General features: G+C 69.8%; 12 protein-coding genes, 1 rRNA gene and 1 pseudogene. 9 read left to right on the forward strand and 5 right to left on the reverse strand.

What is annotated here, in order from left to right; translation table 11 throughout:
- The first annotated feature begins 56 nt into the window (after positions 1-56).
- Positions 57-1,601: an FAD-binding oxidoreductase gene (locus tag ACZ3TS_RS24210; RefSeq protein ID WP_467621375.1), complete on the forward strand. Its 1,545-nt coding sequence runs from the start codon at positions 57-59 to the stop codon at positions 1,599-1,601.
- A gap of 72 nt (positions 1,602-1,673) precedes the next feature.
- Here the strand turns inward: ACZ3TS_RS24210 and ACZ3TS_RS24215 are convergent, their stop codons facing one another.
- From ACZ3TS_RS24215 to ACZ3TS_RS24225, 3 genes are all read right to left on the reverse strand, one after another.
- Positions 1,674-2,372 carry a phosphatase PAP2 family protein gene (locus tag ACZ3TS_RS24215; RefSeq protein ID WP_467621378.1) on the reverse strand — a complete coding sequence of 233 codons (699 nt, stop codon included), beginning with the start codon at positions 2,370-2,372 and terminating at the stop codon, positions 1,674-1,676.
- A gap of 277 nt (positions 2,373-2,649) precedes the next feature.
- Entirely contained in the window at positions 2,650-3,657 is a 1,008-nt protein-coding gene (locus ACZ3TS_RS24220; protein ID WP_467621381.1) for a C40 family peptidase, read from the reverse strand.
- Between the two features lie 205 nt (positions 3,658-3,862).
- A complete protein-coding gene (locus tag ACZ3TS_RS24225) occupies positions 3,863-4,618 on the reverse strand; it encodes a trypsin-like serine peptidase (RefSeq protein WP_467621384.1) in 756 nt (251 codons plus the stop codon).
- Between the two features lie 586 nt (positions 4,619-5,204).
- Here ACZ3TS_RS24225 and ACZ3TS_RS24230 point away from each other — a divergent pair.
- From ACZ3TS_RS24230 to ACZ3TS_RS24265, 8 genes and pseudogenes are all read left to right on the forward strand, one after another.
- A pseudogene (locus ACZ3TS_RS24230) lies at positions 5,205-5,462 on the forward strand (peptidase S8); the annotation flags it as partial.
- Positions 5,463-5,741: 279 nt separating this feature from the next.
- Entirely contained in the window at positions 5,742-7,073 is a 1,332-nt protein-coding gene (locus ACZ3TS_RS24235; protein ID WP_467621386.1) for a S53 family peptidase, read from the forward strand.
- A 474-nt stretch (positions 7,074-7,547) separates the two neighbouring features.
- Positions 7,548-7,856 (forward strand): hypothetical protein, encoded by a 309-nt coding sequence (locus tag ACZ3TS_RS24240; RefSeq protein ID WP_467621411.1) that lies wholly within the window; start codon positions 7,548-7,550, stop codon positions 7,854-7,856.
- A gap of 232 nt (positions 7,857-8,088) precedes the next feature.
- Complete coding sequence (locus ACZ3TS_RS24245; protein WP_467621389.1) at positions 8,089-8,919, forward strand: DUF8175 domain-containg protein; 831 nt, start codon at positions 8,089-8,091, stop codon at positions 8,917-8,919.
- Complete coding sequence (locus ACZ3TS_RS24250) at positions 8,909-10,246, forward strand: hypothetical protein (RefSeq protein ID WP_467621391.1); 1,338 nt, start codon at positions 8,909-8,911, stop codon at positions 10,244-10,246. Before ACZ3TS_RS24245 ends, ACZ3TS_RS24250 begins: the two co-directional genes overlap by 11 nt.
- Positions 10,243-11,802, forward strand: a complete 1,560-nt coding sequence (locus tag ACZ3TS_RS24255; RefSeq protein WP_467621393.1) for an SCO6880 family protein — start codon at positions 10,243-10,245, stop codon at positions 11,800-11,802. The genes ACZ3TS_RS24250 and ACZ3TS_RS24255 overlap by 4 nt, the downstream gene beginning before the upstream one ends.
- Positions 11,803-11,809: 7 nt before the next feature.
- Complete coding sequence (locus ACZ3TS_RS24260; RefSeq protein WP_467621395.1) at positions 11,810-13,234, forward strand: ATP-binding protein; 1,425 nt, start codon at positions 11,810-11,812, stop codon at positions 13,232-13,234.
- 13 nt (positions 13,235-13,247) lie between these two features.
- Positions 13,248-14,870 carry a type IV secretory system conjugative DNA transfer family protein gene (locus ACZ3TS_RS24265; protein ID WP_467621397.1) on the forward strand — a complete coding sequence of 541 codons (1,623 nt, stop codon included), beginning with the start codon at positions 13,248-13,250 and terminating at the stop codon, positions 14,868-14,870.
- Here ACZ3TS_RS24265 and ACZ3TS_RS24270 read toward each other — a convergent pair.
- On the reverse strand, positions 14,867-15,412 hold the full coding sequence (locus ACZ3TS_RS24270) for a GNAT family N-acetyltransferase (protein WP_467621399.1): 546 nt from the start codon (positions 15,410-15,412) through the stop codon (positions 14,867-14,869). The two genes, ACZ3TS_RS24265 and ACZ3TS_RS24270, sit on opposite strands and share 4 nt — an antisense overlap.
- Positions 15,413-15,582: 170 nt before the next feature.
- Positions 15,583-15,667 (reverse strand): 5S ribosomal RNA (gene rrf, locus ACZ3TS_RS24275); the annotation flags it as partial.

Raw genomic sequence — 15,667 nt, forward strand, 5'->3', positions numbered from 1 at the left:
GGAACCCCGCGGCACGAGGACCCGTCTCGTTCCACGGAACCCACAGGGAGGCGCACATGCAACGGCGTACGTTCATCGGCGGAGCCACCGCCGCGGTCGCGACGGCCGCCACCACCGCGTGCAGCGGCGGCGGCAGCAGCAGCGGCACCTCGTCCGCCACCGGCACGTCCCTGCGTACGGCCACGACCGGCACCCGCGCCGCCGCCGGCTGGACCGCGCTGGCCAAGGACCTGGACGGCACCCTGGTCCGCCCCGGCGACCGCACCTGGACCACCTCCCGCCAGCTCTACAACACCCGCTTCGACTCCCTGACGCCCGCGGCGGTCGCGTACGTGGCGCACGCGGACGACATCCGCACCGTGGTGTCGTACGCCCGCGCCCACGGCATCAAGGTCTCGATACGCAACGGCGGTCACTCCTACGCCGGTTGGTCCTCCGGGAACGGCCGCCTGATCATCGATGTGGGGAGACTGAACAAGATCCGCGCGAGCGGGGGCGAGGCCGTCGTCGGCGCGGGTTCCAAGCTGATCGACGTCTACCGTGCGCTGGCCGCGAAGGGCGTGACGATACCCGCCGGTTCCTGCCCCACCGTCGGAGTCTCGGGTCTCACCCTCGGCGGCGGCCACGGCGTGGTCTCCCGGGCGTACGGGCTGACCTGTGACAGCCTCACCCAGGCGACCCTGATCACCGCGGACGGCAAGCAGCTCGTCGCGAACGCCACCGAGAACAAGGACCTCTTCTGGGCCCTGCGCGGCGCGGGCAACGGCAACTTCGGCGTCGTCACCGAGCTGCGGTTCAGGACGCATCCGGCACCTCAGGCGGTGTCGGCCTATATGACCTGGCCCTGGTCCAAGGCGGCCGCCGTCCTCACGGCCTGGCAGGAGTGGGGCCCGGGCCAGCCCGACGAGATCTGGTCCTCCTGCCACCTCGAGAACGGCGGGACGCCCACCGTCTCCGTCGCCGCGTTCTCGCTCGGCACTTACGGCGAACTCCAGAACGCGGTCGACCGCCTGGCCGCGAGGATCGGTTCCCCGGCACGCAGCGTCTCGCTCAGGCGGCGCTCGTACGAGGCGGCGATGGAGGTGTACGCAGGGTGCTCCTCCTTCTCCTCCGACGCCCAGTGCCATCTGCCGGGCTCGACGCCGGGCCGCTCCCCGCAGGGCGCCCTCGGCCGCGAGACGTACGCGGCCCGCTCCGACTTCTTCGACCGCTCCATCCCGGCCGCCGGCATCCGGACGATCCTGAACCAGGTGGCCCAGGCGCGGGGCGGTGCGGGCAGCGTCGCGTTCACTGCGCTCGGCGGCGCGGTCAACCGGGTCTCGCCGACGGCCACGGCGTTCGTCCACCGCCGTTCGCGCATGCTGGCGCAGTACATCGCGAGCTGGCGCGCGGGCACCTCCGGCCCGACGGCCCAGTCCTGGTTGACGTCCGCGCACACGTCCATGCGCAGCTACGCGTCCGGGGCCGCTTACCAGAACTACACGGACCCGACCCTGACGAACTGGCGGAAGGCGTACTACGGCGACGCGGCCTCCCGGCTGGCACAGCTGAAGCACCAGTACGACCCGAACGGCTTCTTCACGTTTCCGCAGGCACTGTAGCGAGCGTGTATGCGCGGGGCGGCGTGCCGAGGCAGCCCCGCGACGCAGGAGGCTCGGACGAGAATCCGTCCGCTACGCCGCCAGGTCGCGCTCCTCCGGTGCCGGTTCCGTCCGGGCACCGGGGATCACGGCCTCCGCGGGTTGTGCCCCGCGGGCGCGGATCAGCCGTCCGGCGCGGGGCGATTGCTCGATCGCCCTGGTGAGCGGGGTGAGCAGGGCCGTGGCGAGCGGGGAGAGCAGCAGGGCGACGGCGGTGCCGAGAGCGAAGCCGCCGATGACGTCCGTCGGGTAGTGCACGCCCATGTAGACCCGGCAGAACCCTTCGAGGAGCGCGAGCCCGAGGCCGATGAGGCCGAACTTCCGGCTGGCGACGAAGAGTCCGACCGCCATCGCCATGGTGAGGGTGGCGTGGTCGCTGACGAAGGAGTAGCCGCTCTTCCCGGTGACGAGGACGTCGAGTCCCTGGTGGTCGACGAACGGCCGCGGGCGTTCCACGAAGCCACGGATCGGCACGTTCACCAGCACGGCGAGGCCGGCGGCCAGCGGGGCCCAGACGAGCGCGGCCACGGAGGACGCCGCGTCGGCGCCGCCCCGCCGGCGCACACTCCACCAGCACCACAGGAGCAGCAGGACCATGGCGAGCAGGAGACCGTACTCGCCGGCGAACTCCATGACGCGGGCGAACCAGTGGGGCGCGCCCTTGGCCAGGCCATTGATGTCGTAGAGCAGATCGACGTCGGGGTTCGACCCGGATTCGGCGAGTCCAGCCATGGTGCGCGGCCCCTTCGTCCTCTGTCCCGTCCACGGACGCGCCCGTGCGCGTCGCTCCACCACCCCCGTGGTCGTAGATCCGCTCCACGTCAAGCCGGTGCCGTACGTCGACGCTCTACGTCAGCAGGAACGCACACTCCTCTTCCCTACGTTCCGCATTCCACCGAATGATCACGCAGACGTTATCGAAGAGAGACACGTCTTCGCAGCTCAGGGGTGCGAATAACGGAGAGTTCCGGCCAGCGCGCGCCCTTTCGCGCGCCGTTCACACCCCGATTCACACCGTCGTGGGCAGCGCTTTCGCGCCATCTTCGGTGACACGCGTCGCGCCGAAGTAGTCAGAGGTGTCGATCGGGTCGAAACGGATCACGGCCCCGGTTCTGGGCGCGTCGATCATGTAGCCGCCGCCGACGTAGATCCCGACGTGATGGATGGCGCGGGAATCGGTCGGGTCGTGCGAGAAGAACACCAGGTCGCCCGGGAGCAGTTCGTCCCGTTTCGGGTGCGGCCCTGCGTTGTACTGGTCGTTGGCGACGCGCGGCAGCGTGATGCCCACGCTCGCGTACGCGGCCTTGGTCAGCCCGGAGCAGTCGAATCGTCCGCCCTGGTCGGCGGTGCCGTTTCCGCCCCACAGATAGGGGGTGCCGAGCTTCTTCTGGGCGTAGTAGATGGCACCTGCCGCCTGCTTCGACGGGTCGAGCCGCTGGACGGGCGCGGCGAAGCTCTTCTCCAGGCTCGTGATGGTCTTCACGTAGTTCTGGGTCTCCTTGTACGGCGGCACGCCCCCGTACTTGATGACCGCGTACGCCCCCGCGTTGTACGCGGCGAGCATGTTCTCCGTCAGGTTGCCGGGCGCGTCCTTCACATAGGAGGCAAGCTTGCAGTCGTACGAGGCGGCCGACGGGATCGCGTCGCGCGGGTCCCAGACGTCGGCCACCCCGTCGTCGTTGCCGTCGATGCCGTGGATGGCCCAGGTGCCCGGGATGAACTGCGCTATCCCCTCGGCCTTTGCGGGGCTCCTGGCGTTCGGGTTGAAGCCGCTCTCCTGGTAGAGCTGCGCGGCGAGCAGCGCCGGGTTGATCGCGCTGCACAGGTTGCCCCACTTCTGCACGATCGCCGCGTACGCGGCCGGCACGGCGTTCTTGGCGAGCCCGACGGATCCCGCGCCGATGCCGTTCGCCAGGTTCCCGGCGACCATGTAGACCCCGACGACGAGCACCATCACGAAGCTCAGCGCGGCACCGACGGCGACGGTCGCCCAGATCCACGCCTTACGCACCCTCAACCGCCCCTCGCCGCACGGGAGTCCGCCGAGGGTCAGTGTAGGGGCGTCAGGGGGCGGCGTACCCTGAAAAGTCCTGGTCCGGCCCCACGGACGCACAGGATCGGCCACTCACGGGACCACAGGTGACGGCTGGCGAGGACGCTCCGGCGTACGCATGCCGCAACCGCGCGCGTACGGCCGCCCGAACCGGCGTGAGCTGTCGCGGCTACCGGTCCGAAGCGGCCCGGTACAGGTCCGCGGCCGCGTCCCCCAGCACGACGCTGTAGGAGACGTCCGGGGTCGAGCCGCCCTGCTCATGGCCGCCGAGGACGCCCACGACCTCACTGTCACCGTTCACCCAGGGGCTGCCGCTCGTGCCGCCGGTGAAGTCGGGGCACTCGATGCGCTGTTGTGTACTGCTGTGGACGGTCGGCTTGTTGGTGCAGGTGATCGGGGTGTCCTGGGAGTCGGGGTACCCCGTGACGGTGACGGCGGTGGCACCCGTCTCCCGCCCCGTGACGAACTTGTTGGCCCCGACGATGTCCTCGACCTCGACGCCGCCGATGGACTCCAGCGTGACGAAGGCGATGTCACTGTCCTCGTCCTGGTCACCGTTCCAGGCGTCGCCGACGAACGTCCTGGTCACCTTCCACACCCCGTACGGCGCCTTGCCGTCCCGGTATCCGGGCGCGAACCACAGCGTGCCGCTGCCCACGCAGTGCGCGGCGGTGACGATCAGATTTCCCTGTTCGCTGTGCACCACGGAGGCCGTGCAGAAGTGACCACCGTCCAGTGCGCCGCTCGCGCCGAAGAGCGCGCCGACCTTGGCGCTGGCCGTGGAGGGCTCCGCCTCCCTGGTCACGCCCAGGGGTCCGGGACCGCCGTCGGCCGCCGACACGGAGGAGGTCGTGACGGCCAGCAGCACGAGAGCACCGAGGAACGCGTGCCGGCGGTTACCAGAGGGGCGCCTGATGCGGTTCATCACCTCTCACTGTGACCCACCAAGGTGAGAAAAACGCTGTGAGCACTCTGAAATTCCTCTATGAGGCTCCATTGGCGCAGGTCAGCGGACGCTTCCAGGCCAACAGCAAGTTTCCTCCATCGGACGTATCCCGGTTCTGAGGGCAGCGATACCCCCAGAAGTCGGCGCACACACGTACGACTGTTCAACCGGGCGTTCCAGACGTTGCCTCAAGAGCAGGGCCAGCCGCCCGTGTACGCCGCCGTCGTCCGCTCCGCCGCCGCCCGGGCCGACTCCTCAGGAGCGCTCGTCGTCCACGTGAGCGATGTTCTCCAGTTCGAATCGTGTCCTGTCGTCCTCCACCGGCGTCAGGCGCAGCTCGATCCAGCTCACCTCACCGCCGTACTCCCAGGTCGCGAAGAACCCCTACGGCGGATCGCACCGCTCGATCGTGCCGCTCGCGTGGCCCTCGAGCTGGTAGCGGCCACCGACACGGAGGTTTCCCGACACCGGCAGGAACCAGCGCAGGATGCGCTCAGGGTTCGTACCGCCGTCCCAGACGTCGTCCAGCAGCGAGTCGTACGTCCGCGAGACCGTCACCACCCGCGGTCCCAGCGACCTCCCGTCCGCCTACGGCCTGACCGACGCCTCCGCCGCCAACGGCTCGGGCGGGACCATCGCGATCGTCGACGCGTACGACGACCCGAACGCCGAGTCGGACCTCACGGCGTAACGCTCCTCCTACGGCCTCCCTCCCCTCCGCCGACAGCGGCTGGCCGGTGAGATCTCGCTAGACCTGGACCTGGACATGACCAGCGCCATCTGCCCGAACTGCAACATCTTGCTCGTCGAGGCCAAGTCGTCCCGCGTCCGGCGGCAGTGCGCTCACCAGTCGAAATCCCCTGAACGGGCTGTGAGTTGAACCAAGCCGCAGCCAGCAATGGGCCATCGGGCGGCCATCGGCGCGTAAGGCGCAGGCCTCGTTCGGTAAGGCGGAAGTCAGGATTCCAGAAGGACCCTTGTTGTCACGTACTCAACAAGTCATCGTCTTCCGCAAGCCGCTCGGCTCCTCGCCGGGGACACCGTACCGGCGTGAAGCACGCACCCGCACCGCCCCTGTCACCCATTCTCAGGAGGCAGTACGTTGCGCACCTCACCCTCTGACAGAGCGAACAGACCTGCCACACACCGCGGATGGCGCCGCATCGGCTCCGCCGCCGCGGCCACCGTCGCCCTCGTGTTCGCCGGCTTCGGTACCGCCGCCCACGCGGACGCCGCGGCCGGCGCCACGTCCTCCAAGGTGACGTGGACCCGCGCCTGTGCCGTGCCGAGCAAGGCCGGTGAGATGGCCTGCAAGGCGCTGCGTGTCACCGGCGGCGTCACCGCCTTCGAGAAGGCGCAGGCCAAGGCGGAGGGCGTCACCCCCGAGGCCGTCTCGCCGAAGGCCGCCGCCGCCGGCCCGTCCGGCTACGGTCCGAGCGACCTCCAGTCGGCCTACGGCCTGACCTCCGCGGCCTCCGCCAACGGCTCCGGCAGGACCATCGCCGTCGTCGACGCGTATGACGACCCCAACGCGGAGGCGGACCTCGCCAAGTACCGCTCGAACTACGGTCTTTCGGCCTGCACCACCGCCAACGGCTGCTTCAAGAAGGTCGGCCAGACCGGCTCCCCGTCCTCCCTCCCCTCTGCCGACAGCGGCTGGGCCGAGGAGATCTCCCTCGACCTGGACATGGCCAGCGCCATCTGTCCGAACTGCAGCATCCTGCTCGTCGAGGCCACCTCCGCCACCATGACCAACCTCGGCACCGCGGTGAACGAGGCGGTCGCACTCGGCGCGAAGTACGTCTCCAACAGCTACGGCGGCTCGGAGTCCTCCTCCGACACCACCTACGACTCCTCCTACTTCAACCACCCGGGCGTCGCCATCACCGTCAGCGCCGGTGACAGCGGCTACGGCGCCGAGTACCCGGCCGCCTCGAAGTACGTGACGGCCGTCGGCGGCACCGCCCTGTCGAAGTCCACCTCGACCTCCCGCGGCTGGACCGAGACCGTGTGGAAGACCAACGGCTCCGAGGGCACGGGCTCCGGCTGCTCGGCCTACGACGCCAAGCCGAGCTGGCAGACCGACACCGGCTGCACCAGGCGGACCATCTCGGACGTGGCAGCCGTCGCCGACCCCGCGACCGGCGTCGCGGTCTACGACTCGTACGGCGTCACGGCCGGCTGGTACACCTTCGGCGGCACCAGCGCGTCCTCGCCGATCATCGCGGGCGTGTACGCCCTCGCGGGTACGCCGTCCAGCGCCTCGTACCCGGCCAAGTTCCCCTACAACGCGGCCGGCACCTCGGCACTGAACGACGTGACCAGCGGCAACAACGGGCACTGCACCACCGCCTACCTGTGCACCGCGCAGACGGGCTACGACGGCCCGACCGGCTGGGGGACCCCGGAGGGAGTCACAGCCTTCACCGGCTGACATCCGGGAACGGGAAGGCCGGCGGCGGGGTACGTGGGGACCCGGTCCGCCCGGCACACCGAGGGAACGGGCCGCGGCACCCAGCCGCGGCCCGTTCTGCGGTTCGGCGATAGCCTTCCGCCCGTATGGGTGACACTCATACGGAACGGTCCGGACGGTCGGGCCGTGCCGCAGGCCGATCCAGGTCCTCGCGACACAAAAAGGGTCAACGACGGAACCACACCACAGGTTTCACTTGGACCTCATTGCCCGGCGTGACCTGCCATGATACACAGAGTAACCATAGGCCCCTTGGTATACCGTCCCACGCTCCCGCGAGGGTCCCGCGCGGGCCGGAGGCAAGGGACACGTACGAAACCCGCCAATCAATGACGCCAAGTCGACATACGACGGCGTCATTGTCGGCGAGAATGACCCTGACCTCTGCGACCGTGGCAGGGGGTACGGAACTACCCACTAGGGGCGGTGACTTACATGCGTCTCGCGGCCGCAAAAGGCGACATCAACACGATCATCGGCGGTATCGCCCCAGACTGGGGCCCGTTCGGCAGCCTGGGCAACGAGGCTCGCGTCATGGTGGAGGTGGTGATGGCCGTCGCCATCCTCCTCTGCCTGGCGATCGCGATCTGGGGCGCGGCCAAGCAGCGCATCGGCGCGACGGCCCTGCGCGACACCTTCAGCGCCGAGCAGGGCAAGGGCCTCATCATCGCGGGCCTGACCGGAGTCTTCATCATCGGCTCGCTGGGCACGCTGTTCACGATCGTGTACGGCATGGCCGTCTAGGCCCGTCCCCCGGACCGCGACCCCCCTGGCACACCGTCAGTCCCCGGCCGGGCTCGCCCGGTTCCCACCCTCCGACCCATCCGTCCGTCGCGCCCACCGGCTGAGGTTGCGTTTCCCTGATGTCGAGTCACCACACCGCGCCCGCGCGGGAACCAGCACGGCTACCGTCGTACTTCTACGCGTTCCGACACGAGGCGCGGAACGGCTATGAGGTCGAGGGGACGTACGCGGCGTGAGTCTCGGTGACGGTGCCTCCGGCGGGGGCGACGGAGAGTACGGCGGTGTCGGACAGACACGGACGCGGCTGCCAGACCGCGGTGGTGACGTGTACGGGGGTGCCCGGCGGGGCCGGTCGTCATCCCGCAGCCTGGTCACGGTCGTCGGGGTGGTCGTCCTCCTGATCGCGGCGATCGCCTTCGCGAACCGCGGGGGCGGGGACTCGACGTCGGACGACACCAACGACAAGCCGAACACGTCCTCCACGGCCGCGTCCGGCACACGCCCGGTCAAGTCGAAGCCGGGAGAAGTACCGTCGGGCTTCGCCCGCGACCAGGAGGGGGCGCAGTCGGCTGCGGCGAACTACGCGGTGGCGTTGGGGTCTGACGGAATGTTCCGAAAGGACAGCCGGCACGCCCTTCTGAGCCTCCTCTACACCCCGAACGCCGCAGCCAAGCTCCAAGGACCGATGGACCAGGCCTACTCGGCGGACTTCCTCAGCAGGATGGGACTCGACGCCGACGGCAACCCGCCGCAGGGCAGCACGTTCGTCTCCCGTGTCGTCCCGGTGGGCACCACGGTGCAGCAGTACTCCGGCCGCAACGCCAAGATCGCGGTCTGGTACATGGGGCTCATCGGCATGTCCGGAGAGGGGTCGACCGACCCCATCACTTCGACGTGGAAGACGTGGACGTTCGTCCTGCAGTGGTCCAACGGCGATTGGAAGATCGCCTCCGACTCGCAGAAGGACGGCCCCGCTCCGGTCCCGGGTGACGACAAGGCCGCTACCTCCGACGAGATCCGCAAGGCCATCGAAGAGTACGGAGGGTTCACGTATGCCCGGTAGCAACCATCGCGTGCTCAAGCTCACCGGAGTCGTGACGGCCGTGCAGACGTCGGCCGTGCTGCTGGCCGGCCGGGCTGTCGCCGCGCCCTCGCCCAGCCCGACACCCTCGGCGTCGACGAGCAAGAACCCCTGTGACGTCATCGTCGGCGAAGCCAAGAAGTACTGCGAAAAGGGCAACTCCGCCAGGAATGGCAGCAACTCCCCCAGTGACCTCACCAACAGCACCCTCGACCCCCTCTCCTCCCTCGCCAAGGGCTGTGCCGACGCGGCCTCCTGGACCATCGACAAGTTGGCCGTCGCCGTCAAGGAGACCGCGAGCGTCGACTTCACCAACCAGAAGTTCCTGCAGCAGTACGCCGTCGTCTTCGCGGCCTCGGCCATCCTGACCCTCCTGCTGTGGCTGCTGGCCGTCGCCAAGAGGGCCGTCCGGGGCGTCCCCCTCGGCACCGCCCTGTCAGAAGCCATCGGCTTCCTCTGGCTCACCGTGCTGGCCTCCGCCTTCACCCCGCTGATCCTTTATACGGTCGTCTCGGCGACCGACAGCGTCAGTGACGTCCTCGCCAAGGCCACCGGCGACCAGACCACCACCTTCTTCGGGGCGTTCTCCGGCGCGCTGAGCAAGGGGACGGACATCGGTGGCGGCCCCATCATGCTGATCCTGGTGTCGCTCGTGTCGATCGTCGCGGCCGGCGTTCTCTACCTGGAACTGTTCCTCAGGGCCGTCCTGCTGTACGTCGGCGCCCTCCTCGGCGTCGTCGTCTACTCGGGCCTCGTGGACAAGAACCTGTGGGGACACGTCCGCCGCTGGGCGGGGATCATGATCGCGGTGATCCTGGTCAAGCCTGTGATCGTCATCGTGCTCGGTCTGGCCGGCGCTCTTGCCACGGACAACGGTCCGGACTCGCTCGCGGCCGTCGTCTCCGGCCTCGCCATCATCCTGCTCGCCATCTTCTCGAGCGCCATGATCTACCGGTTCGTGCCCGGTTTCGGCGACGAGATCGCCGCCTCCCGCAACAACCGCATCATGCAGAGCGCCGAGCGCAAGGCCGCCGCCGTCATCAGCTCCCCGGCGACGCTCGTCGCCCAGGGCATCAGGACCCACAGCACCCGCGCCGACAGCAACGGCGGCGGAGCCACCGGCGGCAGCCAGCCGCCCCGCCCCTCCAACCCCGTGTCCGGCGGTGTGGCCGCGCACAGCACGCGCGCCCCGGGCGGCGGATCCGTCCCCTCCGCCGCGCCCCCGCCGCGTACCAGCCCGGCCGCCACTCCGCACGTCGGCAGCACCCGCGACAGCAGCACCAACCGCACTGGAGGTGAAGGGCGTTGACGACCGAGTCCCACGTGTCCCATCCGGTCACGCCCCGCCGGACATATCTGATCGGCCGCGCCCGGCCGAACGCGATCGTCGGCCGCAACCGCGAGACCGGCGAGATCGCGCTGATCATCGGGGGCGCGTTCCTCGGCATGATGTGCGGGCTCCTCGTCCCCCTCCTCGCCCTGCGCATCGTCCTGTTGATGGGCTTCCCGCTGCTCGCCCTGGCCGCCGTGTACGTCCCGTACAAGCACCGCACGTTCTACAAGTGGTTCGAGATCAACCGCAGTTACAAGCGGACCCTGCGTCAGCGGACCGTCTACCGGTCCGGGGTCATGGAAGCCGGGACCCGTCTCGACGGGCGCGAGATCGAGATCGGGCCGCCCCCGGGCATCGGCCGCATCACCTGGCTCGCCGCCCCCTTCGGGCCCGACGAGATCGCCGTACTTCTGCACGCCGACCGGCGGACCGTGACGGCCGCCATCGAGATCGAGGGCCCCGGCGTCGGCCTGCGCGACAGCGAGGACCAGGAGGCCCTCGTCGACCGCTTCGGAACGCTCCTCAAGCACGTGGCGAACGGCGACGGCTTCGTCACCCGGCTCCAGATGCTCGCCCGCACCCTGCCCGCCGACCCCGACGCGCACGCCAAGGACGTCTCCCAGCGCGGCGACGGCCGGGCCCCGTCCTGGCTGCGGCAGTCCTACGACCAGCTCCAGTCCATGGTGTCGACGAGCAGCGAGCAGCACCGCGCCTACCTCGTGGCCTGTATGCACTACACCCGTGAACTGGCCGCCGAGGGACAGGCCATGGCGCGCGCCGCCCGGCCGCAGGGAGGCAAGAAGGTCGACCGGGACGCGGGGCTCGCCGTCGTCATGGCACGCGAGCTGACCGACATCTGCTCACGGCTGCAGGAAGCCGACATCCGCGTACGGCAGCCACTGGGCCAGGGGCGGCTCGCCTCTCTCATCCACTCCATGTACGACCCCGACCACCCCATCGACCACATTCAGGCCATGACCAAGCGCAACGCCTGGCCCGCCGAGCTCGACGCCATGGAGCCCACCTACCTCCAGGCGAAGACCCGCGAGTCGTCGACGCGCGCGCCCTGGTGCCACGCCACCGCGTGGGTCAAGGAGTGGCCGATGACGCCGGTCGGCGTCAACTTCCTGGCGCCCCTGCTGGTCCACACCCCGGACGTCATCCGGACCGTCGCCGTCACCATGGACCTCGAACCCACCGAGGTCGCCATCGAGCGCATGCTGACCGAGAAGACGAACGACGAGGCCGAGGCCAGCCGCGCCGCCAAGATGAACCGCACCGTCGACCCCCGTGACATCGCCGCCCACTCCCGCCTCGACCAGCGCGGCGAGGACCTCGCGAGCGGCGCCGCGGGTGTCAACCTGGTCGGCTACATCACCGTCTCCGCCCGCTCACCGGAAGCCCTGGCCCGCGACAAACGGACCATCCGCGCCTCGGCCGGCAAGTCCTATCTGAAGCTGGAGTGGTGCGACCGCGAGCACCACCGCGCCTTCGTCAACACGCTCCCCTTCGCCACCGGCATTCGGAGGTAAGGACCTGATGCGGGATCCGCTGTCCGTCCTGACCGACGCCTTCACGTCCTTCCTCTTCGGCAAGGTCGAGACGACCCGGCTGCCCGTCCGCACCTCCACGGGCCAGGCCCAGGCCGTCTACCTGCCGACGGCCGCGCCCGGCCTCGGCGACTCCGGCGTGATCATCGGCCGCGAGGTGTACTCCGGAAAGGGGTACATCTACGACCCCTTCCAGCTGTACGGCCAGCAGCTCCCCGCGCCGCACTGGCTAGTCCTCGGCGAGTCCGGCAACGGCAAGTCGGCTCTGGAGAAGACGTACGTCCTGCGCCAGCTGCGGTTCCGTGACCGGCAGGTCGTGGTCCTCGACGCACAGGGTGAGGACGGGGTCGGCGAGTGGAACCTCATCGCCGAGGAACTGGGGATAACGCCCATCCGGCTCGACCCGATGGCCGCCCTGGACCACGGCATCCGGCTCAACCCGCTCGACCCGGCGATCACGACGACGGGCCAGCTCGCGCTGCTCCGTACGATCATCGAGGTCGCGATGGGGCACGGTCTGGACGAACGGTCCGGGTTCGCGCTGAAGGTCGCGCACGCGTACGTCAACGAGACGATCGTCGAGCGCCAGCCGGTGCTCACCGACATCGTCGAGCAGCTGCGCCACCCCGAGCCCGAGTCGGCGGAGGCGATGAACGTCGCCCTGGACGACGTACGGGCCTGGGGCCTGGACGTGGCCCTGGTTCTGGACCGCCTGGTCGACGGTGACCTGAGGGGCATGTTCGACGGGCCCACAACGGTCGGCATCGACCTGGACGCCCCGTTGATCGTGTTCGATTTGTCCCACATCGACCGCAACTCGATCGCCATGCCGATCCTGATGGCCATCGTGGGCGTGTGGCTGGAACACACCTGGATCCGCCCCGACCGGAAGAAGCGCATCTTCCTGGTCGAGGAGGCCTGGCACATCATCAACAGCCCGTTCGTCGCCCAGCTGTTCCAGCGGCTGCTGAAGTTCGGCCGACGGCTCGGCCTGTCCTTCGTGGCCGTCGTGCACCACCTCAGCGACGTGGTGGACGGTGCGGCGGCGAAGGAGGCGGCCGCGATCCTGAAGATGGCGTCGACCAGGACGATCTACGCCCAGAAGGCGGACGAGGCACGGGCGACCGGCCGGGTGCTGGGTCTGCCGCGCTGGGCCGTGGAGATCATCCCGACCTTGACGCCCGGTATCGCGGTCTGGGACGTCAACGGCAATGTGCAGGTGGTCAAACACCTGGTCACGGAGATGGAGCGGCCGCTCGTCTTCACCGACCGCGCGATGACGGAGTCGGCCAGCGACCGCGCGACCGACGACGCCCTGCACGCCGCGGAGCTGGAGGCGGAGGAAAGGGCGGCGGCGTTCGTGGAACAGCGGCTGAGCGACCTGGACGGCTCGTCCGAGTCCACGGTGGCATAGACATGGGGTCCCGATGAGACCAGGCAAGGAGCAGCGGGAGCAGCGGGACGGCCAGGGAGGCGTCCCCGACGGGCTGTTGGTGGGCGTGCTCGCCTTCCTGATCGGCGTCACGCTCATGGTGTGGACTGCCACGGGCCTCGCGGGCTGGTTCGCACGGGGCGCCTGGCCGGACGGCGTCGGCTTCAGCCGTACGCCGATGGCCATGCGTCATCTGCTCGCCCAGCCGCACGACATCACCGGCGCGTGGCCGGACACACCGCCCGGTCAACTGTCCGGATACGGGCTCTTCTGGGGCCTGTTCATAGGCGAACTCATGGTGCTGTTCGTGCTCACCGTGTTCGCGATCGGCACGGTGGCGCGGTGGAAGGCGGTGCGGGCGCGCCGGAGGGCCACGGGCCTCTCCACAGGTGCGCCGGCCCCGGGCTCACCGGCACCGGCCGCCGACGCGCCCGTACGGGACGCCGTTGGGGTGTTCCCGGGCACCGCCCCGCCCTCGGTCCCCACTCCCGGCCCCGTAGGGCCGGAGCACCCTGCGGGGCATCCCGCGGCGCCTGAGCCGCTTCCTCTCCCGGCCGCCGTGGAGCAGGCGGCCGCCACCCAGCAGACGGGCATGGGCACCCTGCAGACCGCACCGGGCACCGACCAGACCGGTGTCGGCACTGAGCAGACCCGCTTGGCGGCTCCGCGCCACGACACCTGGACACCCCCGTCCGTCGTCCTCGGCGCGCCCGACGCCCGTCACCCCGTCGCCGCCCAGGCCGTCCGCGATGCGGAGGGACCCGCGCTGGTGATCACCTCCAGCCCCGCCCTCTGGGCCGACACCAAGGACGCCCGCGCCAAACTCGGCCCCGTGCTCCTCTACGACCCCTCCCACCTGTGCGACACCCCCGCCCGGCTGCACTGGGCGCCGTCCTCCGGCTGCGAGGACAAGGCGACCGCCGCCGCCCGGGCCACCGCGCTGCTCGCCCCGGTCCGCCCCACGGCCCGTATCGACCAGGCGGTCGCCGACGTCGCGGAAACGCTCCTGCGGAGCTATCTGCACGCCGCCGCCGTCGAAGGCCGCACCATCCGCCACATCCACCGCTGGGCCCAGGGCACCCAGGTCCAGGAGGCGGTACGAGCCCTGCGCACCAACCCCAAGGCCTCGTCAGGCGCGGCCGGCGAACTGGAGGCCGCGCTCACCTCACACCCCGAACGCAGGGACGTGGCACAGGAACTGACGGCACGGGCGCTGTCCTCCCTCTTCACGGTCAATATCCGCGAGGCATGCACATCCAACCGAAATGACAGCCTCGCCTTGGATTCCTTCGTCAACGAAGGGGGCACGCTTTATGTGGTGGGTGAATCCATCGAGGACCCCAGGCAGCACCCCGGCGCGATGCCCCTGCTGACGGCCCTCGCCTCCAGCGTGGTCGAGCGCGGCCGGCGCATGGCCGAACGGTCATCCTCCGGTCGCCTCGACCCACCACTCACCCTCGTCCTGGACGACGTGGCAGCCGTGGCTCCGCTTCCTCAGCTCCCGGAGCTCCTCTCCACCGGAGCGGACCGCGGTCTGCCGACCCTGGCCCTGCTCCGCTCCCGCGAACAGGCCCGCGCACGCTGGCCGCAGTACGAACTGCCGGTCCAGGCCCGCTAGGCCCGCTCGATCACCATCTCCAGCTCCGAGTCCCCCGAGCCCTCCGACAACGGCACGGTGACCCCGCTCGGCACGAAACCCACCTTGCGGTAGAAGGCCTTGGCCCGCTCGTTGTCCTCGTGCACGATCAGCCGCACCCGCTCGGCACCGCGCCCCCACGCCCACTCCAGGCCGGCGTCGAACAGCGCCTTCGTCAGCCCGGTTCCGCGGTGTTCGGGCCGTACGAACACACCGACGACATGCCCCTGCTTCCGCTCCACCGGAAACCCGGCCCAATCCGTCGTCCCGGCCTCCTCCACCAGCACGGTCAGGGTGCCGACCCAGCTCCCGTCCGGGGTCTCGGCGATGATCTGTTGCGCGCCGGCCGACCCCTCGGCGGCCCCCGCCGCCCGCTCCTGCCAGAAGGAGTCCGGCCTGGCGACCGCATCCTCGTAGGTCTCCAGGAAGGCAAGGTGCGCGACCGGGTCCTGGAGCGCGGCGAGCCTCAGCTCCTTCACCGCGGGCCAGTCGTCGGGGCGTATGGACCGGATCAGGTGACTCATGCGGCCACGGTAACGGCCGGACACGGCAGGTGCGGCCCTATTTTCCGCGGGGCCGCACCCCCAGCGTGGCCAGTCGACATGCGGCCAGCCTGCTCATGACAGTGAAATGAACGCGAAAGAGCCCCAACTCACGGGTGAATACCCGGAGTTGGGGCTCTTTCTCAAGATTTGTTCGGCGGTGTCCTACTCTCCCACAGGGTCCCCCCTGCAGTACCATCGGCGCTGTAAGGCTTAGCTTCCGGGTTCGGAATGTAA

Source organism: Streptomyces sp. NPDC022910, assembly GCF_055561075.1.